The sequence below is a fragment of the Arenicella xantha genome (genome assembly GCF_003315245.1).
Lineage (GTDB): Bacteria > Pseudomonadota > Gammaproteobacteria > Arenicellales > Arenicellaceae > Arenicella > Arenicella xantha.
Genome location: NZ_QNRT01000005.1, coordinates 155,697 through 180,564 on the forward strand (window position 1 = coordinate 155,697; position 24,868 = coordinate 180,564).

The 24,868-nt window shown below is 42.8% G+C and carries 30 protein-coding genes and 1 pseudogene; 26 read left to right on the forward strand and 5 right to left on the reverse strand.

What is annotated here, in order from left to right; translation table 11 throughout:
• Positions 1–13: 13 nt before the first annotated feature.
• The 7 genes and pseudogenes from DFR28_RS15995 (at position 14) to DFR28_RS16030 (ending at position 7,139) form a co-directional block, all read left to right on the forward strand.
• Positions 14–1,189, forward strand: a complete 1,176-nt coding sequence (locus DFR28_RS15995; RefSeq protein WP_425455483.1) for a ribonucleotide-diphosphate reductase subunit beta — start codon at positions 14–16, stop codon at positions 1,187–1,189.
• 391 nt (positions 1,190–1,580) lie between these two features.
• Positions 1,581–1,832, forward strand: a pseudogene (locus DFR28_RS20100) (CPCC family cysteine-rich protein); the annotation flags it as partial.
• Between the two features lie 742 nt (positions 1,833–2,574).
• Positions 2,575–3,252, forward strand: a complete 678-nt coding sequence (locus tag DFR28_RS16010) for a hypothetical protein (RefSeq protein WP_113955394.1) — start codon at positions 2,575–2,577, stop codon at positions 3,250–3,252.
• Between the two features lie 127 nt (positions 3,253–3,379).
• Positions 3,380–3,904: a hypothetical protein gene (locus DFR28_RS16015; protein WP_113955395.1), complete on the forward strand. Its 525-nt coding sequence runs from the start codon at positions 3,380–3,382 to the stop codon at positions 3,902–3,904.
• Positions 3,905–4,001: 97 nt separating this feature from the next.
• On the forward strand, positions 4,002–5,243 hold the full coding sequence (locus tag DFR28_RS16020) for a S41 family peptidase (RefSeq protein WP_113955396.1): 1,242 nt from the start codon (positions 4,002–4,004) through the stop codon (positions 5,241–5,243).
• A 117-nt stretch (positions 5,244–5,360) separates the two neighbouring features.
• The gene (locus tag DFR28_RS16025) at positions 5,361–6,092 is read left to right on the forward strand and encodes an SDR family oxidoreductase (RefSeq protein WP_113955544.1); all 732 of its coding nucleotides are present in this window, start codon (positions 5,361–5,363) and stop codon (positions 6,090–6,092) included.
• A gap of 219 nt (positions 6,093–6,311) precedes the next feature.
• A complete protein-coding gene (locus DFR28_RS16030) occupies positions 6,312–7,139 on the forward strand; it encodes an NmrA family NAD(P)-binding protein (RefSeq protein ID WP_113955397.1) in 828 nt (275 codons plus the stop codon).
• An 86-nt stretch (positions 7,140–7,225) separates the two neighbouring features.
• On the opposite strand, the gene DFR28_RS16035 is transcribed toward DFR28_RS16030, so the two are convergent.
• Complete coding sequence (locus tag DFR28_RS16035) at positions 7,226–8,194, reverse strand: AraC family transcriptional regulator (protein WP_113955398.1); 969 nt, start codon at positions 8,192–8,194, stop codon at positions 7,226–7,228.
• Between the two features lie 152 nt (positions 8,195–8,346).
• Here DFR28_RS16035 and DFR28_RS16040 point away from each other — a divergent pair, with 152 nt between their 5' ends.
• Positions 8,347–8,742: a DUF4345 domain-containing protein gene (locus tag DFR28_RS16040; RefSeq protein WP_113955399.1), complete on the forward strand. Its 396-nt coding sequence runs from the start codon at positions 8,347–8,349 to the stop codon at positions 8,740–8,742.
• 66 nt (positions 8,743–8,808) lie between these two features.
• The gene (locus DFR28_RS16045) at positions 8,809–9,345 is read left to right on the forward strand and encodes a flavodoxin domain-containing protein (protein WP_113955400.1); all 537 of its coding nucleotides are present in this window, start codon (positions 8,809–8,811) and stop codon (positions 9,343–9,345) included.
• A 74-nt stretch (positions 9,346–9,419) separates the two neighbouring features.
• On the opposite strand, the gene DFR28_RS19740 is transcribed toward DFR28_RS16045, so the two are convergent.
• On the reverse strand, positions 9,420–9,557 hold the full coding sequence (locus tag DFR28_RS19740; RefSeq protein ID WP_170132138.1) for a hypothetical protein: 138 nt from the start codon (positions 9,555–9,557) through the stop codon (positions 9,420–9,422).
• A gap of 368 nt (positions 9,558–9,925) precedes the next feature.
• On the opposite strand from DFR28_RS19740, the gene DFR28_RS16055 reads away from it, so the two are divergent.
• The 3 genes from DFR28_RS16055 to DFR28_RS16065 all read left to right on the forward strand — a co-directional run bounded on the left by DFR28_RS16055 (position 9,926) and on the right by DFR28_RS16065 (position 12,591).
• The gene (locus DFR28_RS16055) at positions 9,926–10,345 is read left to right on the forward strand and encodes a hypothetical protein (protein WP_113955402.1); all 420 of its coding nucleotides are present in this window, start codon (positions 9,926–9,928) and stop codon (positions 10,343–10,345) included.
• 224 nt (positions 10,346–10,569) lie between these two features.
• A complete protein-coding gene (locus DFR28_RS16060; protein WP_113955403.1) occupies positions 10,570–11,466 on the forward strand; it encodes a PhzF family phenazine biosynthesis protein in 897 nt (298 codons plus the stop codon).
• 237 nt (positions 11,467–11,703) lie between these two features.
• The gene (locus DFR28_RS16065) at positions 11,704–12,591 is read left to right on the forward strand and encodes an AraC family transcriptional regulator (protein ID WP_113955404.1); all 888 of its coding nucleotides are present in this window, start codon (positions 11,704–11,706) and stop codon (positions 12,589–12,591) included.
• A 71-nt stretch (positions 12,592–12,662) separates the two neighbouring features.
• On the opposite strand, the gene DFR28_RS16070 is transcribed toward DFR28_RS16065, so the two are convergent.
• Entirely contained in the window at positions 12,663–13,052 is a 390-nt protein-coding gene (locus DFR28_RS16070) for a hypothetical protein (protein WP_113955405.1), read from the reverse strand.
• 88 nt (positions 13,053–13,140) lie between these two features.
• Between DFR28_RS16070 and DFR28_RS16075 the strand changes: the two genes are divergently transcribed.
• The 12 genes from DFR28_RS16075 to DFR28_RS16135 all read left to right on the forward strand — a co-directional run bounded on the left by DFR28_RS16075 (position 13,141) and on the right by DFR28_RS16135 (position 21,200).
• Entirely contained in the window at positions 13,141–13,581 is a 441-nt protein-coding gene (locus DFR28_RS16075; protein ID WP_211317027.1) for a MarR family winged helix-turn-helix transcriptional regulator, read from the forward strand.
• Between the two features lie 433 nt (positions 13,582–14,014).
• On the forward strand, positions 14,015–14,581 hold the full coding sequence (locus DFR28_RS16085) for a hypothetical protein (RefSeq protein WP_113955408.1): 567 nt from the start codon (positions 14,015–14,017) through the stop codon (positions 14,579–14,581).
• A 62-nt stretch (positions 14,582–14,643) separates the two neighbouring features.
• On the forward strand, positions 14,644–15,165 hold the full coding sequence (locus DFR28_RS16090) for a YcxB family protein (RefSeq protein WP_113955409.1): 522 nt from the start codon (positions 14,644–14,646) through the stop codon (positions 15,163–15,165).
• A gap of 123 nt (positions 15,166–15,288) precedes the next feature.
• Positions 15,289–16,161 carry an ankyrin repeat domain-containing protein gene (locus DFR28_RS16095; RefSeq protein ID WP_147251036.1) on the forward strand — a complete coding sequence of 291 codons (873 nt, stop codon included), beginning with the start codon at positions 15,289–15,291 and terminating at the stop codon, positions 16,159–16,161.
• A 224-nt stretch (positions 16,162–16,385) separates the two neighbouring features.
• On the forward strand, positions 16,386–17,024 hold the full coding sequence (locus DFR28_RS16100) for a LysE family translocator (RefSeq protein WP_113955411.1): 639 nt from the start codon (positions 16,386–16,388) through the stop codon (positions 17,022–17,024).
• 284 nt (positions 17,025–17,308) lie between these two features.
• Positions 17,309–17,533: a hypothetical protein gene (locus DFR28_RS19595; RefSeq protein WP_147251037.1), complete on the forward strand. Its 225-nt coding sequence runs from the start codon at positions 17,309–17,311 to the stop codon at positions 17,531–17,533.
• Positions 17,534–17,616: 83 nt separating this feature from the next.
• Entirely contained in the window at positions 17,617–18,060 is a 444-nt protein-coding gene (locus tag DFR28_RS16110) for a hypothetical protein (RefSeq protein WP_211317028.1), read from the forward strand.
• 23 nt (positions 18,061–18,083) lie between these two features.
• Positions 18,084–18,749, forward strand: coding sequence for a hypothetical protein (locus DFR28_RS16115; RefSeq protein WP_113955413.1), 666 nt, complete (start codon positions 18,084–18,086; stop codon positions 18,747–18,749).
• A 222-nt stretch (positions 18,750–18,971) separates the two neighbouring features.
• The gene (locus DFR28_RS16120; RefSeq protein WP_113955414.1) at positions 18,972–19,292 is read left to right on the forward strand and encodes a lipocalin family protein; all 321 of its coding nucleotides are present in this window, start codon (positions 18,972–18,974) and stop codon (positions 19,290–19,292) included.
• Between the two features lie 137 nt (positions 19,293–19,429).
• A complete protein-coding gene (locus tag DFR28_RS16125) occupies positions 19,430–20,062 on the forward strand; it encodes an ankyrin repeat domain-containing protein (protein WP_113955415.1) in 633 nt (210 codons plus the stop codon).
• A 22-nt stretch (positions 20,063–20,084) separates the two neighbouring features.
• Positions 20,085–20,597 (forward strand): P-loop NTPase family protein, encoded by a 513-nt coding sequence (locus tag DFR28_RS16130; protein ID WP_113955416.1) that lies wholly within the window; start codon positions 20,085–20,087, stop codon positions 20,595–20,597.
• 96 nt (positions 20,598–20,693) lie between these two features.
• A complete protein-coding gene (locus DFR28_RS16135) occupies positions 20,694–21,200 on the forward strand; it encodes a cupin domain-containing protein (protein ID WP_113955417.1) in 507 nt (168 codons plus the stop codon).
• 34 nt (positions 21,201–21,234) lie between these two features.
• On the opposite strand, the gene msrB is transcribed toward DFR28_RS16135, so the two are convergent.
• On the reverse strand, positions 21,235–21,786 hold the full coding sequence (gene msrB / locus DFR28_RS16140; protein ID WP_245941778.1) for a peptide-methionine (R)-S-oxide reductase MsrB: 552 nt from the start codon (positions 21,784–21,786) through the stop codon (positions 21,235–21,237).
• A gap of 109 nt (positions 21,787–21,895) precedes the next feature.
• On the opposite strand from msrB, the gene DFR28_RS16145 reads away from it, so the two are divergent.
• Positions 21,896–22,819 carry a lysophospholipid acyltransferase family protein gene (locus DFR28_RS16145; RefSeq protein ID WP_170132139.1) on the forward strand — a complete coding sequence of 308 codons (924 nt, stop codon included), beginning with the start codon at positions 21,896–21,898 and terminating at the stop codon, positions 22,817–22,819.
• 154 nt (positions 22,820–22,973) lie between these two features.
• Positions 22,974–23,315: a DUF2853 family protein gene (locus tag DFR28_RS16150; RefSeq protein ID WP_113955419.1), complete on the forward strand. Its 342-nt coding sequence runs from the start codon at positions 22,974–22,976 to the stop codon at positions 23,313–23,315.
• An 87-nt stretch (positions 23,316–23,402) separates the two neighbouring features.
• Here the strand turns inward: DFR28_RS16150 and DFR28_RS16155 are convergent, their stop codons facing one another.
• Complete coding sequence (locus DFR28_RS16155; protein WP_113955420.1) at positions 23,403–24,854, reverse strand: TrkH family potassium uptake protein; 1,452 nt, start codon at positions 24,852–24,854, stop codon at positions 23,403–23,405.
• Positions 24,855–24,868 lie beyond the last annotated feature (14 nt).

Sequence of the window (24,868 nt, forward strand, 5' to 3'; positions counted from 1 at the left end):
GTTTGGAGAATCGATCATGTTAGATTGGAACGACCCTATTGCTGCATTTACCGAAACCGATAATGCAACTAAAAGTAAGCAAACAAGCGCACTTCAACATGCGCTCAACTCAAGTAACAGTAGCCAAAAAGCAGCAGCGCCGTCAGCGGGTCAGCCGAAGCAATCAAAGCTGTTAGCTGAGTCATTAAAGCCTGTTAGGGCAGAAGATAAACGTATCATCAATGGTGAAGGCGATATTAATCAACTGGCGCCGTTTAAGTACCCTTGGGCATGGAATTATTTTTTGAACGCCAATAAGAATCATTGGACGCCGCTGGACATTAATATGACCAAAGATATCCAAGATTATAATCAACGTCTTACCGCAGAAGAGAAACACGTTTATGAAAACGTGCTGGCGTATTTAACGACCTCTGACATTTTAGCCATGCGGAATATCGGCTTGGCAGTGATGGAGAAAATGACCGCGCCAGAGCTGCAAATTTACCAAGCTCGCCAGGTGTTCGAAGAAGCCATGCATACTTGGACTTACCAGCACTGTATTGAAACAATTGGTCTTGATCAAAGTGAAATTTATAATCGCTATCGAGTTGTGCCAGAAATCTATCAAAAGATAAAGATGGCTAATGACAAACTAAGCACTGTGCTCCGGCCCGATATAGATTTGAAGCAACCAGACGAGCTCGATAACTTCGTGCATTCCTATTTGTTCTTTGCCGGCGTGTTTGAAGGATGTTGGTTTTACAACGGCTTTAGCCCCATCTTTTCGTTACAACGTAGAGGTTTGATGACCGGCACAGCCGAGCAATTACAATACATTATGCGCGACGAAGTCATGCACAGCGGGTTCGGCATGCGCGTGGTTAAAGAGATAGTCAAAGAAGAAAACCTCACCTTAGATGATCAACGCCTGCGCGACATGTGGGACGAAAGCGAGGCCGCCGAAATCACCTATGCAAATTATCTATTGAAAGAACCAATCTTAGGCTACAACGCAGAAGACCATATTGAGCACTTTCGTTTCATCGCGAACCGACGTGCCAGACAGATGAATATTTTCGAACCGTTTCCGGGAGCCGAAAACCGCCTTGCGTGGCTCGACGAACAAGCCAATATGCGCAAGGAAAAAAACTTCTTCGAAACCAGAGTAACTGAATACCAAACCGGTGCAGCATTGAGCTGGGATTAGCAGGCCAATTGGCCAATCACCTATATATCAAATCCGTATTATAAGAGGCTCATTAATCAAACAGCGAATAGCAGCAAAAGACAAGACTGCTATTCGCAATTTAGGTCGACATTATTCATTCCTTGAATTGTTGCGCGGTTAGAGATAGCTTAGCTTATGAAAAATAACCATGCAGACGGGATATTTTTTATTTAAATCTATATTTTTCAACTGCTTATAAAAACATTCGCCAAAAAAATATCACGTCATAATGATTGGTTATTTTTATCGAAATAACCTAAGCTATTGATTATTAAAGGTTAGTTTATGGCAGCAGAAAAATATCCAAGCAAAAAATATCCAGTCATTATGACGGATAATAAAACTGTTATGCATCAAATGAGATCGAGTAATGGAAACATGTGCTTGCTGTGGGTTTAATACCATCGGCGAAAAGGGATGTTATGAAATATGTGATATATGTTATTGGGAGGACGATAACGTACAAGAAGCTGATCCTTGGTTTCCTGGCGGCGCAAACTCACCATCACTTTATCAAGCACAGTTAAATTTTCAGAAGTTTGGTGCTATGGAAGAAAGGTTTACTTCAAATGTAAGAGAGCCCAATGCAGAGGACAAAAGAAATCCCAAATGGCGGTCACTTTCAGTCGAAGACAAGTCTTATTGCACCACTCCTTCAGAAATCGAGAAAGTATGGGGCACTAGTCACTCAACTTCGTACAATTACTGGGAGCGAAATGCATAACAATACGCGCCAGCTGACATTTTGGTCGGCGCTTCGTTTTGTGTATGGCTGCGCCATTTTACACAAAACTACACACCAACCAAAATGCAGCTGCGCTCTGCGTTATACATGTTTATGACTCAATACGAACCGCCTCTAAAAATACCAGCTATACTTAAGTTCGCTATAGTTCTTGCTGGCGTTATTCTTGCGGTATCACCACTATTTTTAAGCAATGAGCAGGGTGTTCTAGTTATTCACGGATTGAATTTCAATCAAGAACATTTGGGCTGGTTACGGTATCTTGCAATAAGCTCGTTTTTTCTAATCGGTATTAGCCTTCTATTAATTTATGAGAACATTCGATTTAGCATATCCTTGTTCGCAATATCGATATTCATTCCAACGCTTGTCTCTACGTTACATTCTGATTTTCACTTTGCCACTAACTGGCCGAGCGTTTTAATAGGTTTATCGATTTCATTAGTGATCATCATCTACGAATTTCGTAGGCTCAAAAAAAATGTATAACAAGTTTCCAAAGTTCACTCCGCCAGCAAGCTGGCTCCGCGGGACACCGCATACGACGCGGTGCCCCTTGGCAAGGCGTTATGTTGCGATTTGGTATAGCGGGTCGTTTATATTTTAGAGGTAGGAAAAAATGGATATTACGCAAATTTTTACTATTGTTTTTATTATCGCTTTAATTCTATTTGCGATATTTATAAGGGCTCCATTTGGGAAAAAGGAAAAAAAGCGCACGGAGGAATTTGTTCAAATAGCCAGTGACTTACAGATGTCGTTCTCCAACAAAGTTGACAGGTCATTTCGAAATCGACTTAAGCCCTTTAAGCGATTTAGAATAAGTCAGCATCGAGGATATAAAAACATATTGCATGAAAACACAAATGATGTGCAAATGGTATTTTTCGAATGCTACAACCAAAATAGAACAGGAGGTTCTCATGTTTCAGGTCGAAACGTAATGGAGGGTATTTTTTATTTTAGCTCCTCTTCTCTAAAGATACCTAGCTTCACCCTTCATGAGGCGGAAGAATTGCAACAAGTATTTTTGGGTGCTTTTGGGGTCAAGGATATAAATTTTGAAAACCATCCTGTTTTCTCAAAAAAATATTTACTGACCAGTGACAATGAAACAGCCGTAAGAAGACTATTTAGTGATGAATTAGTCAGTTTCTTGGAGAAGCTGAATGGTATTAATATTGAAGGTTGCGACAATCAGCTGATTGTTTACCGCCCGACTATTCGAATAGAAACAAGTAAATTCAAGCAGCTCAAGCAAGAAGCCGTTCAGATATTCGAGCAATTTTGCGAGTAAATATTGCGAAGGCATATCTACAGTTTAGAAAGCCCCACTCGACGGCCGTTAATGCATAACAAAACCATCAATTTGACCACCTACGCTACGCTTCAGGCGGAAAATTATTGAGAGGCGTTAGGCACATATGAAGTATTTCAAAATTTTTCTGAATATCATTATCGGAATGATTGTTATGGCATCTGGTATCGTTGCGTTGTTTTCGACGCTAGCGATATTTGAGAACGTGACAACAAGCATTAGAGAATCTTTAGTGAGTTCCGCAGTGTTAGCCGTCTCACTAAGTTTGGCTTATTGTTTAAACAAGCCAAAGCAAGGCCAAGTCCTAAAAGCGTTTTACAACACTAAATGGTGGGTAGGCCTATCTTGCTTTCTTGTAGTTTTGGTGGGGCTTGCATCTTTGATGTATGTATCAAATCAGGAAATTTTAAGCTTGCCCGTTCTTCCCTCGAAAGGTAGTGGTCATATTACTCTTGGCGAGCTTATTGTCATTGTCCTGTTACTCATCAGCTTGGGGTTTGTTGGCAGAACGTTATGGCGGTGCCCTAAATGCGGTAAGAAACTGCCTTTTTTAACAGATGGCAAAACTTCAAAAGTTGGCTTTGGCATCAAAGAGTGTCCTAGCTGTAAAGTCAGAGTCACGTGTGCTTAACAAGCTTAAAGACTTACATTCACTTCGTTCATTCGGACGCGCAAAAAACGCGCGCTCGTTTTAAGGGCGTAACATTCCAAACCATGAAAGGGAAACTATGAAGATTTCTTTAATACCTGCTTTATTATTGCTGGTTGTTTTATCCAGTTATTCAAATGATGATGCTTTTGATTCTAAGCTGGCCTGGAATGAGATGGTATCAACTCTTCAATCTGATTATGCCTACTTAGATAAAGTTGAGCATGATTTTAAAAATTTGACTGATCTTTTTTATGTTAAAGCGTTAGCCACAAAGTCACCAAAAGAGTTTGTCGATGTAAGCCAGTCGTTTTTACGAAACTTTCAAGATCCTCACTTGAATATTAGTCCGCTAGATCCTGACGATTATATTGTTTATCCAACAGGCTCAGATATCTATGCTGAGATTAAAGGCGAAGAAATATACATTATTGATGTTAAAGCTAACTCTTCAGCATATGAACAAGGTATTCGTTCAGGGATGATTGTTAAAAGCATCGATGGTTTAGCATTTCAAACGACTATTGAAGCAGTAACAGGATTGTCAGCAGATAATTTGTCAAAAGAGCAACAAGCTTATGCTATTAACATTGCTCTTGGCGGTAAACGATACCAAAGTCGTACTTTGACTGTTTCAACGGATAATGGGGTGAAAACTTATAATTTAGATCCAAGTTACGATAGGATTAATAAATTTAAGAATGGGCCAAAAGTTACGCATAGGGAGATCAACGGCATTGGTTATATTCGTTTTAATAACGCACTTGGTGACGATGATAGTGTAACGGAATTTAGAAGTGCTATCAAAACACTGGAACAAACCAAAGGACTAATTATTGATTTGCGAAATACGCCTAGTGGAGGGAATACGGGCGTAGCAGAACCGATCCTTGGCCACTTTACTAAAACAGAAAGGCCATACCAACTTTATAAAACTCAACAGTCAGGTCAGCATTATTCTGATGCTTCATTTCAAAAAGCGATAGCATTTCCTCAGGCGCCATTTATAGATAAACCTTTTGTTGTATTAGCAGGTCGCTGGACAGGCAGTATGGGCGAAGGCATGACAATTGGACTTGATGCTCTTGGGGCTAAAGCTATTTTAGGTGCGCCTATGGCTGATTTATTAGGTGGTATAAAACAAATTCAACTTATAGAAAGTAACGCTACTTTATCGCTAGGCTTTGAGCGTTTGTATCATATAGATGGTCGCTTTAGAGAAGACTTTGAGCCAACTATTTTTATCAAAAGTGCCGATACTGACGAAAAAGGTGGTGATATAACGTTGTTGAAGGCTTTGGAAGTTTTGATTGATAATTGAATGTAACAAGCCATTCAAGTAGGACTTTTAACAGTTGGTTAGGTTCCGCTGCGCTTCACATTTTAACCAACAATTAGAAGCCTCTTAATGGGGCGTTATACGGCAAATGGAGTCTCGATGAATCCGATAGTATTAGTGACAGGTGGCAGTCGAGGGATAGGTGCTGCAACCTCTAAATATTTAGCGAAGCAAAATTATGCTGTTTGCGTTAATTATATTTCTAATAAAATTGAGGCCACTAAGGTTGTTTCGGACATTGAAAAAAATGGTGGCAGAGCAATCGCTGTACAAGCGGATGTTTCAAAAGAAGACGATGTAATTCGTTTATTTAATACTATTGATAATTCTTTAGGTCAGATTACCCACTTAGTCAATAACGCAGGCATATTGTTGCCGCAAATACGAGTGTCAGAAATGACAGCAGAAAGAATTAATAAAGTGCTAACGACCAATGTCACAAGTTATTTTTTGTGTTCTCGCGAAGCAATAAATAGAATGAAAAGTGGTGGTTCAATTGTTAATGTATCTTCGGCTGCATCAAGGTTGGGCTCTGCAGGCGAATATGTTGATTATGCCTCATCAAAAGGTGCTATCGATACATTAACAATCGGGTTGTCACTTGAGGTTGCTAGTCAAAATATACGTGTAAACTGTGTACGCCCAGGCTTTATTTATACTGAAATGCATGGCGATGGAGGAGAACCCGATAGAGTTGAGCGGGTTAAACCGTTGATCCCTTTACAGCGAGGTGGTACACCTGATGAAGTTGCTTCTTCTATTGCATTTCTTCTATCAAATGAAGCCTCATTTATTACAGGTACATTTGTTGATATAGCTGGTGGTAAATAGCCAATGTGGCGGGGAACAAATCAAGCTTTCTTCCTGATCCATATAATTGGAAAACATATGGCGACATGAAACTAAACTGAACCCATAATTCGTCGCCTTTCTCCAATTTTGAACTTTATGTAAACAAATACGAATTTGATGTCATTCCGCTAAAGGCTCTCTGAGGACATGATTAGCACCACGTAAACAATACGTTAAAATCCCACTAGGAGAGCCATTATGAATAATCAATCAAGCCCCATTGTCATCATCGGTAAAAATGCAAAAACTGGTGTTCGTGTCAACAAACGACTAATAGAGCTTGGCTTCGAAACTCGCCCAGTCTCCCGCAGCACCTCGACCTGCTTTGATTGGGAAAATCGAACAACCTGGCCTGCTGCGTTACAAGGAGCAAAGTCAGCATACGTGACTTATCAACCCGATCTTGCTGTACCCAATGCAGAGAGTGATATCCGCGCTTTTGTCGAAGTGGCGAAAGCCGAAGGAGTTGAGCATATTGTCTTGCTTTCAGGGCGTGGTGAAGACGGAGCACAAAGAGCAGAGCAAGTTCTTATCAACAGTGGCCTTGAATGGAATGTGGTTCGCGCCTCCTGGTTTGCACAAAACTTTAGCGAAAGCTTCATGGCAGAAGGTATTTTGAACGGCCACTTAATATTACCTGCTGGAAACACACCGGAGCCCTTCATCGACACTGATGAAATTGCAGAAGTAGCCGTGGCCACTCTGGTTGATCCAAGCAAGCGCAACCGCTTGTATGAAGTGACAGGCCCTGAGTTGCTGACCTTTCAAGATTGTGTTGATGAGATTTCCAAGCAGCTCAACAAAGAGATTAAGTTTACGTCGGTCAGTATTGATGACTACTTAAACATCCTCAAAGAGCAAAACGTACCAGAAGATTACCAGTGGCTCCTTAATGAACTTTTCACTGTTGTCTTTGACGGACGTAACTCAAGCCTTGCATATGGTGTCGAGGAGGCCACTGGCGCCAAACCCACAAGATTCTCAGACTATGTCACCAAAACCATCAAAGGTGGTTACTGGGGATAGGGCATTCATGCAGGTTGATTCAACCATCAAAACTGTGCAGCCCGACACTACATCGGGTTGCCACTCATCCCCTCAAGAAAACAATGTTACCCGGATTTCTTAGTATAAGATGGCGATACTCCGTACTTACTCTTGTATGCACGACTGAACGCAGCTTCAGACTGATATCCAACATCGAGTGCAATATTGAGGACATGCTCATTGCCATGCAACAACCGCTCTCGCGCTAACGATAAGCGCCAATGTGTAATGTACTTCTTAGGCGTCTGGCCCACTATTTTCTTAAAATAGTCAATAAAGCTCGTTCGAGACATACCAGATAACTCAGCTAAAGACTCAATATCTATATGCGCAGATGGGTCTCCATGTATTTTTTTCATCGCACGAGAGAGGCGCTTATCTGTATGTGCCAATAGCCAACTCTGCTGCTCATCAGATATCTCATTAATCCAAGTACGGATACACTGAAGGATTAATACATCCGCTAACTTCGAGACGATAAGTCCTGCGCCATAATCCTCATTTTCGGTTTCTCTGTGTATAGATTGCACCACACTTTCGATGGTTTGGTGTGCAAGGGATTGTGACGGAACAAAGATATAATCCGGCATTGATTGAATGATGGACGTCGTGACCTCGTTATCAAACAATACCGTGCCACACAAAGTCGTCGTCAACTCACCTTCACCAGTCGTAGTTAAACGCTCATAGTGTTCGGTTATTTTTTCGATCTCATTGTCAAACAGGTCACTGGCTGGTGTGTTATTCACGTCAACGATGTCATGACCAGTACCTCGTGGTAGCAAAATAAAGTCACCTGGCCCCAGCTTTACGCGTGCCTCATACACTGAGACGAACGCTTCTCCTTCGAGAACTAAGTGAAACATAGTGCTAGATGGGATAGAAGGGATCTTCACACCCCAAGGTTGCTTCATCGTCGAGTAAGTATAAAAAACGCTACTCATTTTAAGCTGACTGAGCGGAGAGCTGACTTCCTCATGCTGACGCCTGTTTTGTTCAAACTTCGCCATTGCTTGTGTTCTTTTATCGTCCATAAATATGTACTTCCTGCAAACGTTCAGCGACTTTCTGTCAATTAAATCATCGTTTAATTAGGTCTAATAAACAACGTTCGCTGCCTGCCGCAGTTTGTGGCTCTATGTCAGTTAATCCAATTATGTCATGAAATCTAGAAGGAAATAGCACAATGATTGAATCTATGTTTGAGCGTATTATTTTAGGGGCGGCTGGGGTTACGGCCTTTACTATCGGCGGGTTTATTGCGCTAGAGCCACATACTTTTTACTTAAGCTATGACATTCTGCTCGCTGATGACCCTAGCCTACTCAGTGAGCTACGAGGACCGGGGGCAAACCTCGCTGTATTAGGAGCATTAATGCTAGCAGGCCTCTTCTATAATCCCTTATCTAAGGCATCTATCATTGTCGCAAAAATCGTTTTTTTCGCCTTTCCTGCAGGTAGAGTGATAGGGATATTTGTGGATGGTGTGCCATCTGGGGCTATCTTGGCAGCGCTAGCTATAGAAATTGCTATCGCGGTTTTACTCGTCGTGGCCTTTAGAAAGACGAAAGCGTTCACATAACGTGTTTAGCTAATTCGATATCAGCCAATATCAAATAGTCAGTTACTCATCTACAGGGCTAATGTAATGAAATTTAAGAAAGTACTCATAGTGTACGACTCAGGATTTGGCTCAACAGAAGACATCACACGCGTACTGGCAACAGAGCTCTCTCGCTTAGGTGTGGAGGTAGAGTTCCAGAGTGCAGAAAGTGCGCGCGCGCCGCTAGATGGCGAAGCGGTGATTGTGGGGAGTCCCATCCGTTATGACAGATGGTTACCTACCGCCAGACAATACGTGACTCGCCATCAAAAGATACTATCAAAGATACCTGTCGCTTATTTCTATACTTGTCTTTCTCTTGTGCAAGGAACATCAAATCCAATAGATGATAAACAAGTCTACGATGACGCTCTTCTTAGCATGAACACCCAAGTTAAACCGATTATGGTTGCAAGTTTTCCTGGCACATTAAAACTAGAGGTAATGCCTTGGTACTATCGCTTCCCCCTCAAGTGGATTGCGAAAAGTAAAGGCGTGAGTGAAGGAGATTATAGAGATTGGGCAATGATTAAAAGCTGGGCTCACCACTTTTTCGACTACCCCATCGGCTCAGTGAAATGACATGCTCTAGGCGTATTCCATCTCTTTGTAAGTATATGTTATTAACAAAAATGCGAATAAAGACGATGAGCGACTTAGGAGAATCGGTACAGCACCATTACTCCCTTTCGCTCATTATTGTCGACGCTAAAAAATTTACCGCTGGGAAGAACCCCGATGTCGAGTTGGGATTGAGAAGTATCGATACCGATATTGATTTCAGGTTGGTTCATGGCTTAAGCTACCTCATGCTAGTTATACGGGCTTGGGTGCTGCGCACCGCAACCCACCAGGGTCACATCCCTTAAGACTATTCGAAGTTTTGCGAAAGAGAACTGCAGCGCTCTTACTTGTGTTACCGGTATCAGTAATGGAACCGAATCAAAAACGAGCGACCACAGTTGGCCTTCGGTTGTTGCCGAAGGTGGGTCTCAATTTACCCGTTTGGAGAAACGTTTAACAGGATGAAAAACGATCAAATTCAATCATACAAGTTTAAAAACTATCACTCACTGCGTTCATTCGGACGCGCGGAAGCCCCGCGCCCGTTTTAAGGGCGTTATATTTCGGCCGACTAACGTGCAACAAAAAGTGAATTGGAATGATTGAAGTAATTCTTGCAGCAAATGCAATATGGTTTGGGTTGGGCTTTCACCTGTTTGCCTTCCGCCGAACAATCTTTGCGAAAATTATGGTGCCAAAGGAGCATCGAGAAACTCCAGTTTTCGAAACCTTGGCCGCGACGGGACCGTTTTTAGGCGGATTTAATTTTGCTTTCTGCGTTCTAAGCCTAATTTTATTGTTCAATTTATCTTTGTTTCCGGAAGAAGAACAAAGAATTATGCTCTTTGCTGTTATCGCTATAGTGCATGGATCGCAATTTGTGGCAAACGTTCCGATAGCATTAGAAAATAGAAAAGGCAAAGGAGTGTGGCAGATAAAAGGGCTAATGCGATTTATCTTCATTACGGATTTCACGCTGATGGTTGCAAATTCGGTAGTTGCGGTGATCTATGCATAGTGAAAAATATAACAAGCAAAAAGGCAGGCGGATGCTACGCACCGTTGTTTTGGCATCAGTATCAAATTAGGCCAGATAAAAAAGGTAATATAATTGCGCACCACACTGCTGAATTAGTTTGCACATGAAAAACATTAAAAGCTCAAAAACTTACATTCACTACGTTCATTCGGGCGCGCAGAAAACGCGCGCCCGTTTTAACGGCGTTAGGCCAAAAGGAAATCATGCGTAAGTTAAGATTTAAAAAGATAGATGCTTTTGCCTCTCAATATTCAGCAGGGAATCCAGCCGCTGCTGTATACCTTAACTCAGCAGACGATCTTTCTAGTGCAGAAATGCTTCAGGTTGCAAAAGAACTGAAAGGGTTTGTCAGTGAGGTTGGTTATGTCAGTCCTGGGACGGATACCGACTACTCACTTAGGTTCTTCTCTTCCGAACGTGAAGTAGCCTTCTGTGGTCATGCAACAATAGCTATCCTAAACGATATCGTCGCCAATAGTGCAGCAATGCAAGACAAGGCAATATTGTCTATTGCGACAAACTCTGATCGATTGGTGGTTGAGAATCGCTACAAAAGTGAGAAGTGCGTTTATATATCGGCACCGTCTGCCCGGTTTTCCGCAAAAAAAATTGGTGTAACTGATATTGTCACGGCCCTTAATTGTCATGCTAATGATATTGACCAATTGCAACCAATCGAAATTGTAAATGGAGGGCTTGAGACTCTTGTTGTTCCTATGGCAGGGCTTGAGTCTATACTTTCCGTGGCGCCGGACCTTCGAACTCTTAATGAATTTTGTATTCAAATTGGGGTTGATATTATTATCTTGTATTCGCCAGAGTCAGCTACTCAAGACAGCAAATATCGAACTAGAGTCTTCGCCCCAACCTTTGGTTATTTAGAAGACCCGGCAACAGGTTCAGGAAATGCCGCTTTTGGCTATTATCTCTTAAAGCACGGTAAGTGGGATGGTGAGATGATGAAAGTTGAGCAAAATAGTTTCCGCGACTTGCCTAATTACGTCCAGCTTTTCTCGAAAGGCGTTGATATAGGTAATTGTCAGGTATGGTTTGGAGGAGGCGCTATTCTAAAGGTAGACGGGGAATATCTTTTGCGTTGATAGAAACGACACAAAATGGCCTACCAAGCGTTTCCAGTCTGACGCCAAAACACCGCGTTTTTGTGTTACTCGCTGCGCTCAAACATTTACACAAAAGCACTCCGGCTTGGGCGCAGCTGAAGCGGGCGTTAGGCAGCCAAGCCATATCGTAGTTAAATTTCAAGACATATGGCAAAAAAAGGTGAGACAGGAATCTTGGGGACTAATTATCATGCAGGCTCAATTTGAGGCTAGAGCATGAATTGGGTAGAGCGAATCAGCTTAGTTATTGAGTATGTAGAACAAAATCTTGATGGTGAAATTTCTATTGATAAGGCAGCAATAATAGCTTGCTGTTCGAAATTTCACCTTCATCGAATATTTTTTTCTTATTTTGATATTACTTTCTCTGAGTATGTAAGAAGGCGAAGGTTTACTTTGGCAGCGGCAGATGTGATAAGCACTCAAGCAACCATAGTGGATATCGCCATGAAGTATGGGTATACCTCACCAAATGCATTTACGCGATCATTTCGCAAAATGCATGGTGTAAATCCAAGTGAAGTCCGCTCTGCTAATGCTAAGATTGCGACATACAGCAAGGCCTCTTTTCCGTTAGAACCTATAGAGGCAGAGAGAATGGAATATAAAATAGTTGAGAAGCCGTCATTCAATATAGTCGGAAAAAGTAAACGATTTGAGTTTGATGATTTCACAAAAAACGGCAAAAAATTTTGGAAGGAGTATGTCGGATCTGATGACTACAAATCTCTTTGCGAGTTGACTAACGGTAAGCCGGGGTTGGTAACCGGCTCTCCATTGCTAAGTGCATATTTCCCCGACGAGAAAAACGAGCAAGATAGATTTTTAGACGTACTCGGTGTGGAATATGGATTTGGTGAAAAGGTAAAAGAATTTAAGGCTCATAATGTTCCAGCAGCAACTTACGCCGAGTTTGACTGTTCGTATCGTGGTGCTATGAAAACAAACCGATACATTTATGGGAAATGGTTTTCTGCAACTGGTTATGAGCGAGACGGAGGTAAACCTGACATCGTGTCCTATTTTCCCATGCCTTGGAGACATTTTAGTGAAATGAGGTTGCGTTGGTGGGTGCCAGTTATCAAGACTAGCGAAAATGCCTAACAAAGGTAGCCATCTGACACAAATTGCAATGTGCTACACGCGTTATGTGTTCCATCTTGCTCAATTATGCACTAGCAGTGCCCCATCGCTTTTCTGGTCGTCATTTGAAGAATCCCGAAAAGACCAACCATGAGTGCAACAGCGCTCGCTACCAACATCCCACCGGCGGTCGTAATCCATACTCCTGAGATCATTAACCCTACTGATCCGATAACCCAAATATAATCGCCTGTTGAAAAATACAATATCAGTTCTTTTTGTGCCAGAGGAACCCTTGACGCCCAAAGCAGATGAAGGCCATTCAGTATCAATAGAATGCCAAGAATCAGAATGTATGATTCTGGGGCTGGTGACGCGCCACCTAAGAAATTTGCCACCAGGCTCGGTTGTAGAGCAAATAACGCCCCGAAAGCTAAACAGCTAGTAGCGTTTGCACGCATCACATTTTTTAGACTTAACATAATCGACCCTCCTATGTATACTTGGTTGACATAGAATATAATTGCTGAGGGTTGAATGTCAACTAGGTTTACAAAGAAAGGGATTCCAATGTTGGAATCTCAGTCGTTGCAGCTCATTCAAAGCGCTCAAAGGCTAAACGATTTGATTACACAATATCTCTCTCAGCGCCTAGTAGAAAAGGGTTATGAGTCGTTAACGCCATCCCTTCTTGCCTTTCTGAGTATTCTCGAGTGTGGGGTGAACTATGGATCAGAAATAGCAAGAAATTTAGGCGTGACAAGACAGATGGTCTCGAAAACAGTGAAACAGCTCTGCCAGTTAGGATATCTTGAGCAAATAGATGGCGTTGGGAAGCAGAAGGAGATTCACTTTACAGAGACTGGTGAATACCTAATGTCAGATGCCAGACAGTTGCTAGCAGAATTGGATGAAATCTTATTTAAGAATACAAATACTAGAACGCCACGCGCAATTATAGCCGAGCTTAATATAATGATTTGTGCAGTTAACGATCGCCAGCACGCATAACAAGTTACTGCACTCGGAAAAAAGTCACTCGTTGCGCTCCCAGTTTTCCGGTGAGCAAGACGTTATTCGCATATGTAGTATTTCAAATACTTTTCTGCATATTATTGGAATGATTGTTATGGTATCGGGAGTCGTTGCGTTGTTTTCGACGCTAGCGATATTTGAGAAATTGGCAACAAGCATTAACGAATTTTTATTGAGTTCCTCAGTGTTAGCCGGCTCGCTAAGTTTGGCTTATTTTTTAAACAAGCCAAGACCGAGTTTTGAAGGCGCTCTCCAACAAGTGCCCGAGTTGTAATGTCAAAGTCGCAGATGCCTAACACGGCACACAACTTTATGCCTTCGGCTCGGACACGGTATCCGTACCTGTTTTTGTCGGGAACACCGGTAATCAGGGAAGCCGCCGCATATATGTTTCCCCTTGGAGTGATTTATGAATAGTCGAAGTGATCAACTAATATTTATTGCCGGTTTGTGTATTTTTTCAATTGGTCAATTTTGGATATATTATTTCGGATCAACCACAAAAGAGTTTTCAACTATTGATGTAAGTCATTGGGTTATGTTGTTGGGCGTGGTGTTATACCTTCCTTACGTGATGGGGCTTCCGAGAAAAGGAATCGCTTTAATCGCGAGCATTTTGATGACGATTGGGATTATTTGCATGATTGGAATGTGTGTAATCGATTTGATCTTTTGGGCAATTCCTGATGACGGAATGCGTAAAGCCGTCGCTAGAGAGCTATCAAGTACACCGATGATTTGGCAGCCGTTTATGCTGTGGGGCAACGAAGAGGTTCTGATGACTGGGTTTATACTTGCTAGTATGCGTTACATAAAGCAATCTAAGATTGGTCCCTTGCTTGTTACCGTTGGCTCCATTGTTGCCATTGCTGGTGCATCTTGGTACAACTTTATTGCATACATTTTAATCAGTATTGGCTTTATTCTTAGTTTCGATATTTTGTCTGAGAACATGCGGCAGAACAGCAAGGACTAAACCGAGCTATAACATTCGCATGAAAGATATAGTGATAATAAGCGTTACATTTAAGAGGAAATATGGAGAAAACTTTTAAATACGAAAAAGAAGATTGGCAGAAGTTTCAATCGTATCTGGAAACGGATCTCTGCAGATCGAAGAAAATGTGGCATGAAAGTGTTTGGTTTAACTTAATTTCTTGGTTCGTGATCGCCATTGTCTTTTTCACTTTCTTTCAAAGCAAAAGTGAATTTAGCTGGGCAACTGCAGGGATTGTTTCATTTTTCTTTGTGTCTATATATGCACAGCTTGTTCTCACTGGTATCAAGTTCAAAAAGTTGTGTGCCCCTTCTGAAAAAGGGAGCTTTATAGGGGAGCATCGTTTTAGATTTAACGAAAGTTCGATCCAGAGTGAAGGTTTAGGATATACCGCTACACATGATTGGAGTGTTGTGAAACGTGTCGCTAAAACCAACGATGCAATATATCTATTTTTAGATAACGCAGTTGCGTATATATTTCCGTTATCTCAAATTGAAGATTCCGGGCAATTCTATGAGTATATTAATACAAAAATAAATGTAGCAGCTTCGTCCAATTGAGGTTTTGGTCTACGATTCGTTTTGGGGGCTGACAAAAAACAAACAACTACGTACCGGCCGGTAATTGCGGCATTAACCTCTTGCTCCATTACTTATGAAGCGTTTTACAAAAAGGAGAATTATGTGAATTCAAAATCTGATATCGAGCTATTTGATGTCGCGATTGAACCTTGGATTCCCGGAGCAATTCAGAAAATCAAAAAATATTGTACTGAAGGTGCAAACCCGAACTTAGTTTGCATGAATGCTAGTACGACCCGTGGGCCCGTAACAAAAGGCCTAACACTTTTAACGCATTCTGTACATGAAGGAGCATTTCGGGTGGACCTGGTTGGCCACCAAATACGGAATAAACAGTTGAGCATGCTCACGTATTTGTTCGAAAACGGCATGCCCTATGATGTAAGCAAGCTATCGAGTGCGGTTCGTCAACAATATATACCTGCAGTTGAATTATTATTGGCTCAAGGTATTGATCCAGACCGCCCTGATGATGACGAAACCATGCTTATGTTGGCCGCAAGCCTAGGCAATATGGATATAGTAAAGATGCTGGTTAAAGCTGGCGCGGATGTCCATCGCTATGCATTTGATAATATCGAATGGACAGCGTCTTTTGTGGCCAACAAAGCTAAGCATAAGGACGTTGCTAAATGGCTAAAGTCACAGATGAGCAAGGAGTTTTTTGCTAAACAAAAAGAGGTTGTGGCATCTCGTAACCCAAAATTTCGCAACCTTTATAAAAATGCAACATCAGCAGAAGATTTATCGACCGACGATATTGTTAATAAGCTAGAGCAATGGGATAAGCGATTTGGTATTAAAGTAAAGAAATCTGATGGATGCAGTTTATCTATTTTGTTTGAAGCGCTGCCAGAAAACATAGAGGAGTTTTGGGATGAGGTCATTGATCTTTGTCCAGACATAGATGACAACAATAAAGCTGTATTGCATCAGTTAGAAACGAAGAAAAGTATTGGTCTATGGTGGGATTAGGTCGATAATTATTTGGCTTTGAAGCATGCCGCGATCCAATTTTTAAAGGGCGTGTCGCTAGCGTGATTTACCGCTTGTCTCTCAGTAATGGCATACTCCGGTGTACGGTAAGTATTATTTCACATTTGGGTATATGATCAACAAGTCAAGGCATGGAACATAAGTGCCCTAGCTTGAGGCGTTAGCCCTGAGCTAAACCCTGATCTTTATCGAAGAGGAGTTAGGTGGATATAAATAACATCACAACTTTTATAACGGTGGCGACTTTGTTGGTTATTTCACCTGGCCCCAATGGCTTCCTCATCGCTAAAACAGTTCCATTGTCTGGGCAAAAAGCGGGCGTCGCTAATATCTGTGGATTCGTTGTTGCCTTTTACGTGCATGGCACATTATCCATATTCGGTATTTCTATCCTTCTGGTTCAATCAGCTCAAGCATTCTTTGTCTTTAAAATGCTAGGTGCTGCTTATTTAATCTGGATTGGCATCAAAGCACTTGTAAGTGCTTTCAAAGTTAGCGGTGCTAAACTACCCGATTTAGATCAACGAAATGTTAAACCAGTTTCGGTTCGAAACGCATTTTTAGAGGGGTTTTTAACAAACGCTCTCAACCCCAAAGTATCAATGTTCTATTTGGCGGCTTTCCCACAATTCATATCGGTGAATGAGAGCGTAATAAATGCATATGCGTTAGTAACATTGCACTCTATAGTTAACTTTGTTTGGTTTTCTACTATGGTATTTATGTTATCGCGTATCAAAAATGCTACAAACAATGTGCGGTTTAAAAGGTGGCTAAATTCAATAACGGGTGTTGTATTTATTGGCTTTGGTTCAAAGTTAGCGTTAATGAAAAATGGTTAACAGATTAATCAACCGGACTCCGCATTGCGTGGTTCGCTTCGCTCACTTTACCAAGAAACGCTCCGCTCGGTTATTGTGACGTGAGGTGTGTAATGCCGCTATCGATAATAAATAAGGTCATTTTTGGGATATATATATTTCCAGTATTTTTACTGCTGTTGTTATCATTGACTCTGTTGGGAGACTCAAGACCAATATTCTTTTTTCTTTTGGTAGTGTCCATTTTGAGTATGCTATCTCTCATTTATATTCTTATTAAAACCATTTTAAATCAGGCTGACAGCGTGAAAACCAGGTTTGCTTACTTGTCTCATGTTGGCGTTTTAATTACGATTTTTGGTTGCACTGCATTTTTAGTTAATGGTAATGAATTTAAAAATCATTCACCTGCCGCCCCCTTTTCAATTTTTTCTTTTGGTGTGATTGTGTGCATTCCATATTTTCATGTAATGGTCGTTAATGGCTTTTTTAAAAAAGAAAAAATTTTGATAAAAACACCTAACAAGTGACTATGGCCCGAATGCGACAGTTTGAACCTTGCGAAATTGCGGTGCACGTTTTAATCGAGCTGGTCACGCGGTGATTTGAAATTATGAGTATTGATTGGAATTCTATAGTCTCGATATTTACGGCTATTGGTGTGTTGCTTGCGGCTTTTCAATTAAGGGTGAGTTCGAAGATTGCTCAATCTGAGTTCGAGGACTCAATTGATCAGCAGTACAGAGAATTAGCAAAAGATATTCCGGTGGATGCGCTGATTGGTAAAGCGGTGGCCGAAGACAAAGTTGAATTCACTCGTGAGCTTATATATAACTACCTTGATCTGTGTAATGAACAAGTCTTTCTGAGAAGAAAAAAACGCGTGAGGAAGGATACGTGGATTGATTGGTGCTCGGGTATTGAATCAAATCTTGGGAAGCGTGAGTTCAAGAAAGTTTGGACTGAAATAAAGCGTGAATCGCCAAAAACATTTACCTTTTTGGAAAGGCTTGAAGAATCAGAGTTTAAAGAAGATCCGTCGCAATGGGGTCAATAGCATTTAACAGGGAATTTAGATCAATGAAAAAACTAATTATTGCAGCCATACTTTTGATGACACCTGCGGCTCATGCTGCTAATTTTTATGATTTGGCGATCCATAAAGGAGAGACGGTTGCTGACATTCCTTTGGAGGAATATTCAAATATCTGGTGGCAATGGACTCAAACGATGCCTAAAGAAGTTAGTCCAATAAGTGATGCGACAGGCGAGAACTGTCATCAAGGGCAGAACGGAGATGTTTGGTTTTTAGCTGGAGGTTATGGCTCTTCAAAAGTTACTAGAACGTGTACTATTCCTGAAGGTAAGCATATATTTTTCCCTGTGATTAATATGCTTTACTACCCTAAAGAAAAGCACTCGCCATCGTGTGCGAGTGTTAAAAAAGGTGCAGCCCTTAACAATGAAGAGTTATTGAGCATTCGTGTTGAGCTCGACCAAATTAAAGCCATCAATCCAGCACACTACCGATTGTCTTCACCTGGCTGCTTTGATTTATTTGGGTTGCTTCCTGAAGATGTTGGTGCGCCCGAGATTTTTCCATCTGCTTCCGATGGTTACTGGGTAATGTTAAAGCCTCTGAGTAAGGGTAAGCACTCGCTTAAATTTAGTGCTCAATATGGTAGAGAAAAAGGAGCTTATAGCAAGATGCTCCAAGACATCCACTATGAGATTATCGTCGAATAAATTTTAAAAAGGTACGCTAGTAGGAATTCGAACATCGAGCCGTAGTGATGGCCCCTGCGAGTTCCGCTGTTTTAATAGTGAGTGGATACCCTATCTTCGCTAAGCTGTTAAAATTACTAAAACTGCTGTGTTGCGACGTGATATTCGGTATGTGATAACAACGATCAATTGAGAGTACGTAGAGTGATAAAAATAATTATATGTCTTATGTTGCTGTGTCCTATGAGTGTGTTTGCGCAAGTTGATGTCGCGCAAAATGACTTGTTAGGAAAGTGGACGGCGAATAAGCTGGTGGCGTTTGGTAGCACCACAGAGATGGATGACAACTACTATGTAACCTATGAATTCTCCAACGATGGCAATCTTACTCAGAGCGAGTATGACGATGGAAAAGTTACGACCAACGTTTACAAGTACTGGGTCAAAGATCAACGGCTTCAGATGAATAACGGGTTTTTAGACGTTGACTTGGAGGTGCTCGAAAAAAGTCCAGAGTCGTTGGTGATTAAGGGGCCGCATGCGACGCTCTATTTCGAAAAATAGTTAGTGACGGAGAAATCGGAGCGGCCTTTGTAAAATATTCGAAAAGTTGAGAGTTGCGTTAGACCGTTAACTTTGTTGCTACCGTTTGTTGGAAATTGCTAATACTAAAAATTTTGAATAAAGCGAGCGTTAAGCGAATGAGTGAAAGTCCTAATAATGCAACGCCATCTGATAGTGATCGTAGTGCACGGTTGATGGGTGTTAACCCCCTATTGCTGATTTTGTTATTAGCTGTTCTCGCATTTGCGGTCTATTTGCAAGTGAGCAACCCGCATAAAAAATACAGTCGCCAAGCGTACTGGCAAACGGCTACGGTAGATGACGTTTATACCATTCCAGATGAAGCGCTGCAGCCTGGAAACAGGAACGGCCCAGTACTACTTTGGGCGGCTACCGGTGCCAATGACCCTGAGGTGATTGCGGCACTGGTCGAACGAGGAGCGGATGTTAACGAATCAGATGCCGGAGCTTTTTCAGGAACACCATTAAGTGCGGCAGCGGGTTATTCATCTAATCCGGCAATTATCGACGTGCTGGTGCGATTGGGGGCTGATATTCACAAGGTCGTGGGCAGCAACAATAAAACGCCGTTAATCATTGCGGCGGAAATAAATCAAAACCCAGAAATCGCCGAGCGCTTAATCCGACACGGTGCAAACCTAAATTACCGAGATTTGACGGGCCGAACCGCGATTGAACAGGCTATTAGATTCGAAAATAATGCGGTTGCTGCTGTGCTGAGGAAGCACTCTGCGCCGGTGTTGCCGTAATAGAGTCAGGGTAATATTGAGTATGAAAAAAGTCGCGGTGTTCGGAAAACCAGGCGGTGGCAAGTCCACGTTAAGCAAAACGTTGTCGGTGGCAACCGGCATTGAGCTTTGTCCGTTAGATTTGATTGAGTATTCTCAAGGTGGCGAACGTGTGTCAGCGCAAGCCTACGCCGACAGCCATGCCAAGTTAATTGCGCAAGACAGGTGGATTATTGAAGGCTTAGGAACCTTACGATCATTTTGGTTGCGGGTAGATGCGGCGGATACACTTATCTATATTGATCTACCGTATCATGTTCATTATTGGTGGGTTACCAAGCGCTTGTTAAAGAGTTGCTTTATCCAGCCCGAGGGTTGGCCTGAAGGTAGTTCTGTTTTAAAAGGCACCTTAGCGAGCTGGAAATATCTGCGCTTGTCGCCTAAATTTTGGACTACTGAGTTGTTCAGCGAAATTGAGCTGCGTGCCAAGGGCAAAGTCATTCATCGAGTCACAACCGTTAAACAACTGAATGATTTGGTAGCGAACATCTCTTAATATTCGTTTGGTGCGAAAACACCTTGCTGACGTGACTAACAGCGTTGCTGTTGATTTAATAATTTAAAAAAACTGAATCATTACCTCTAAACCACTATGAATAAAACTATGCGACTAACTCAAAAAAACGGTGTCTTTCGATTACTTTTAAAGCCAGCCGTATTGTTAATATTTGGCCTCAATGTAGTAGCGGCATCAGCAGATCAGTCGACTGAAGAAGACGCGCCTCGACTAATTGATTCGGCTATCGTTTCGCAAGAGCAAGCGCACAAGACGCAGTATGACGGCAGCGTGTTTTATACCTATTTCATGGGTGATTCAGTGGGAACGGTAGACACAATAACTGGCGTAGCAGTATTGAATCCGGGTAAAGAGATTCATCCTCCGCATGCGCATGCGAATGAAGAGTACCTCATGATTCTTGAAGGCACCGGCGAGTGGAATCTGAACGGTAAAATTTCAAAGGCGAACACCGGTGACTTGCTCTATGCCGCGCCATGGGATCTGCACGGCATACTTAACACGGGCGAAACGCCATTAAAATTTGTAGTGTTTCGATGGAACAGCAAAGGTCTTCCTGTTCCGCCTTCACCGAGCGAATAATTGCTTTGCTACCCCTATGGTGCAGTACGAGATACTAGGCCTTGGGAATAAAGCTCAGGGCCACACCGTTATTGCAGTAACGCAATCCGGTTGGCTGTGGGCCGTCGTTAAAGATGTGCCCTTGGTGTCCACCACAGCGCGCGCAATGGTATTCGGTTCTGGGTAGAATTAACTTGAAGTCGCGTTTGGTTTCGACTCGGTCTTCAATGGCGTCAAAGAAGCTGGGCCATCCGGTGCCGCTGTCGAATTTGTGGCTCGCATCAAACAGTGCTAGTCCACAGCCGGCGCAGGCATACTGACCGTCGCGCTTCTCGTCATTAAACGGGCTGGTGAATGGTCGTTCGGTTCCCTCTTTGCGCAGTACATAAAACGCTTCTTCGCTTAACCGCTCGCGCCACTCGTCTTTACTAAGAGTGATGGGAGTTATCGATGATGGGTTGGGATCTAGGTCGTTGGGATCTAAGTCGAGAGTTGTCATAGTGGATTGAGTTTGGGTTAAAGTGTCGTCTTGCTCGGTAGCACGTAGCCAAGACACGCCGCCAAGTAGGCTAACCGCAGTCAGGGACAATAGTGTTCGTCTGTTCATAATCGATATTCTAGCAAAGTAGTGTGAGTATTATGACCTTGCTACACAGCGAGAACTTACAAACCTTGTGGTATTCTCCTCTCACTCAAAATTGGGAGCTGTCACCAACGTGCAAAAACAACCCCTAACAGATTTTCTAGCGCCTAAGTACTGGCCAACGTGGTTGGGCTTAGCCATCCTGCGCATTATCAGTTTTTTACCGCTGCCAATCTTGGCGATGCTCGGTAAAACGATTGGGCTATTGTTTTATTATCTGGGTGCTTCGCGACGACGAATTGCGTTTAAAAATATCTCGGTGTGTTTTCCAGACATGCCCGAAGCGGAGGTTCGACGCACTAACCGCACACACTTTATGTTGATTGGCCAATCGTTATTTACCACGCCAATGCATTGGTGGATTTCCAAGCGTCGGTTTAATAAATTGATCACCATTAGCGGGCGCGAGCACTACGATAAGGCGTTGGAGTCTGGTCGAAATATTATTATTCTTGCGCCGCATTTTATTAGCCTTGATGTCGCTGGTCTACGATTGGCTCAGGAGCGACCGATGCTTACCATGTATCAGTATGCCAAAAATGGATTGGTCGATGAAATTGTTAAGCGCGGCCGCTTACGTTTTGGTGGCGAGTTAGTTGAACGCAAAGCGCCGATGCGCAATTTGATTCGCGCGATCCGTAAAGGCGCGCCGTTCTATTATTTACCCGACCAAGACGCGGGTCGTAAAGGTATATTTGTCCCATTCTTTCATGAGCAAGCCGCTACTTATTCGGTATTGGGCAAGTTTGCTGAAATGACCGACGCCTTGGTGATTCCTTGTGGCACACGAATCAAACCTTGGGGCACGGGCTATGAAGTCACGTTAGGTGCGCCGCTCGATTATTTTCCAAGCGGTGATGAGTATCAAGACACCGCGCGAATGAATGAGGAGGTGGCGAATTTGATTCGGCCTCATCCTGAGCAGTACTTTTGGGTGCACAAACGATTCAAAACGCGCCCGCCTGAAGAGTTGGAAACAACTGTAAAATTTTATTAATCGTCGTTTATTTTAGAGATGGCTTGCGCTACTGTGATTTGAGTTGTTCGGACTATTCGTTGCACAGAGCTTAATCTGGCGCCAATGCGGTTGAGCAACGGTACTGACACTACGAAGTAGTAACACGTCAATTTAACCAATTTGGAGATATTCGATGAGCAAACGAGAAGAACTGATTGCGAAGTATGCGGCAGACCTAGAAAAAAAATGTGGCATGACGCCCGATATGAAGTTGTTGACTGCCGTGACGATTGGCTGTGGCCCGTCAATCTATAATGCTGATGCCTGCACAGTATCTGCTGGCGACCCGAAAGAACTTGAGCGGGTAAAGAAAAATTTCCTGATCAAGAAGCTCGGTTTGGCGGATTCGCCTAAGTTAGATGAAGGCATTGCCGCTGTGATTGAGATTTATGGTAAGTCGAACCGCAATAAGTATCGCGCCGTTGTTTACTATCTCTTGGTAAAGCATTTTCGTAAAGCATCTAGTTATAAGTAGATCTTAGAAAAACGATTTCAAAAAAAGACCGCTTTTAGCGGTCTTTTTTATTGGTTTTCATTTTGATACTATTGCTGGCAATGGAGGTTAGTCGCGCCAGAATGTGCTGGTGAATAAGACCAGTAAGGTAAACAGCTCAAGGCGACCGAGTAACATGGCGAATGATAAAATCCATTTCGCTGCGTCGTTAATGTCGGCGTAGTGCAAACCGACTCCTCCCAACCCTGGCCCAAGATTATTTAAGCATGCGGCGGCGGCGCTGAAGGCGGTTATCCAATCTAGGCCGACCGCACTCAGAGCAAATCCGGTAAGTGCAAAACACAGGATGTACATTGAGAAAAACGCGGTGACGGTATTGAGAATTTGGTCACTGATGACGTGGTTGCCAGATTTTATTGATAACACGGCGTTTGGGTGAATTAGGCGCACGATTTCTTTGCGGCCTTGTTTATACATCATTTGGATGCGCATCACTTTCATGCCACCGGCGGTGGAGCCAGCGCAACCGCCCATAAAACTTAACAGAATCAGCATGACCGGCAGCGCTCCCGGCCACCAAGAAAACCCACTTGAGGTAAATCCGGTGGTGGTTACGACGGACACCAAATGGAACAGGCCTTGGCGTAGAGCAGTCCATTGGTTGGCGTAGATGTCTTGCAGCATCAGCGCGCCGGAGATAACCACTGCGCTGAGCAATAGCACGATCAAGAAGAAGCGGTATTCGCTGTCGCGGCGATACGGCTTGAAGGTGCGGTCACGCCAAGCCAAAAAGTGTAATGAAAAGTTGGCCGATGCCACCAGCATAAAGAAAATGGCTATGGCTTCAATTGTTGCGCTATCAAAGTAGCCGATGCTGGCGTCGTGTGTCGAGAAGCCGCCGATCGCAACGGTGGAGAATGCGTGGCAGATAGCGTCGAACATTGACATACCGGCGACCCAATATGCCGCTGTGCACATCACGGTTAGGCCTAAATAGATGTACCACAAGGCTTTGGCGCTTTCGGTGATGCGTGGCGTTAGCTTGCTGTCTTTCATCGGACCAGGGGTTTCTGCGCGGTACAGCTGCATGCCCCCAATTCCCAGCATTGGCATAATGGCGACCGCCAATACAACAATACCCATACCGCCAAGCCATTGTAGCTGTTGACGATAATAAAGGGTCGATTGAGGTAGTGAGTCCAAATTGACCAGAATGGTGCCACCGGTCGTGGTTAAGCCTGACATGGACTCAAAAAAAGCATCCGTTAACGATAAAGAGTAATGCTCTGAGGTTAAAAACGGTAAGGCACCGAAGGTGGCTAGCACGGTCCAGAACAATACAACTACTAAAAAACCGTCACGGTAGCGCAAGTCCTTTTTGGTGCGTCGCACCGGGGCCCACATAATCAAGCCAGTGATAAATGTGACGGAGAATGAAATAATAAACGGGTAACTGTTGCCGTCATTATAGATTAATGAAACCAGCAGTGGCGTTAGATGCGTTACGCTGAATATGATCAGTAACACGCCGAGGATTTTTAAGACTGTTTGAAAATGCATGGTTAGCCTCAGTG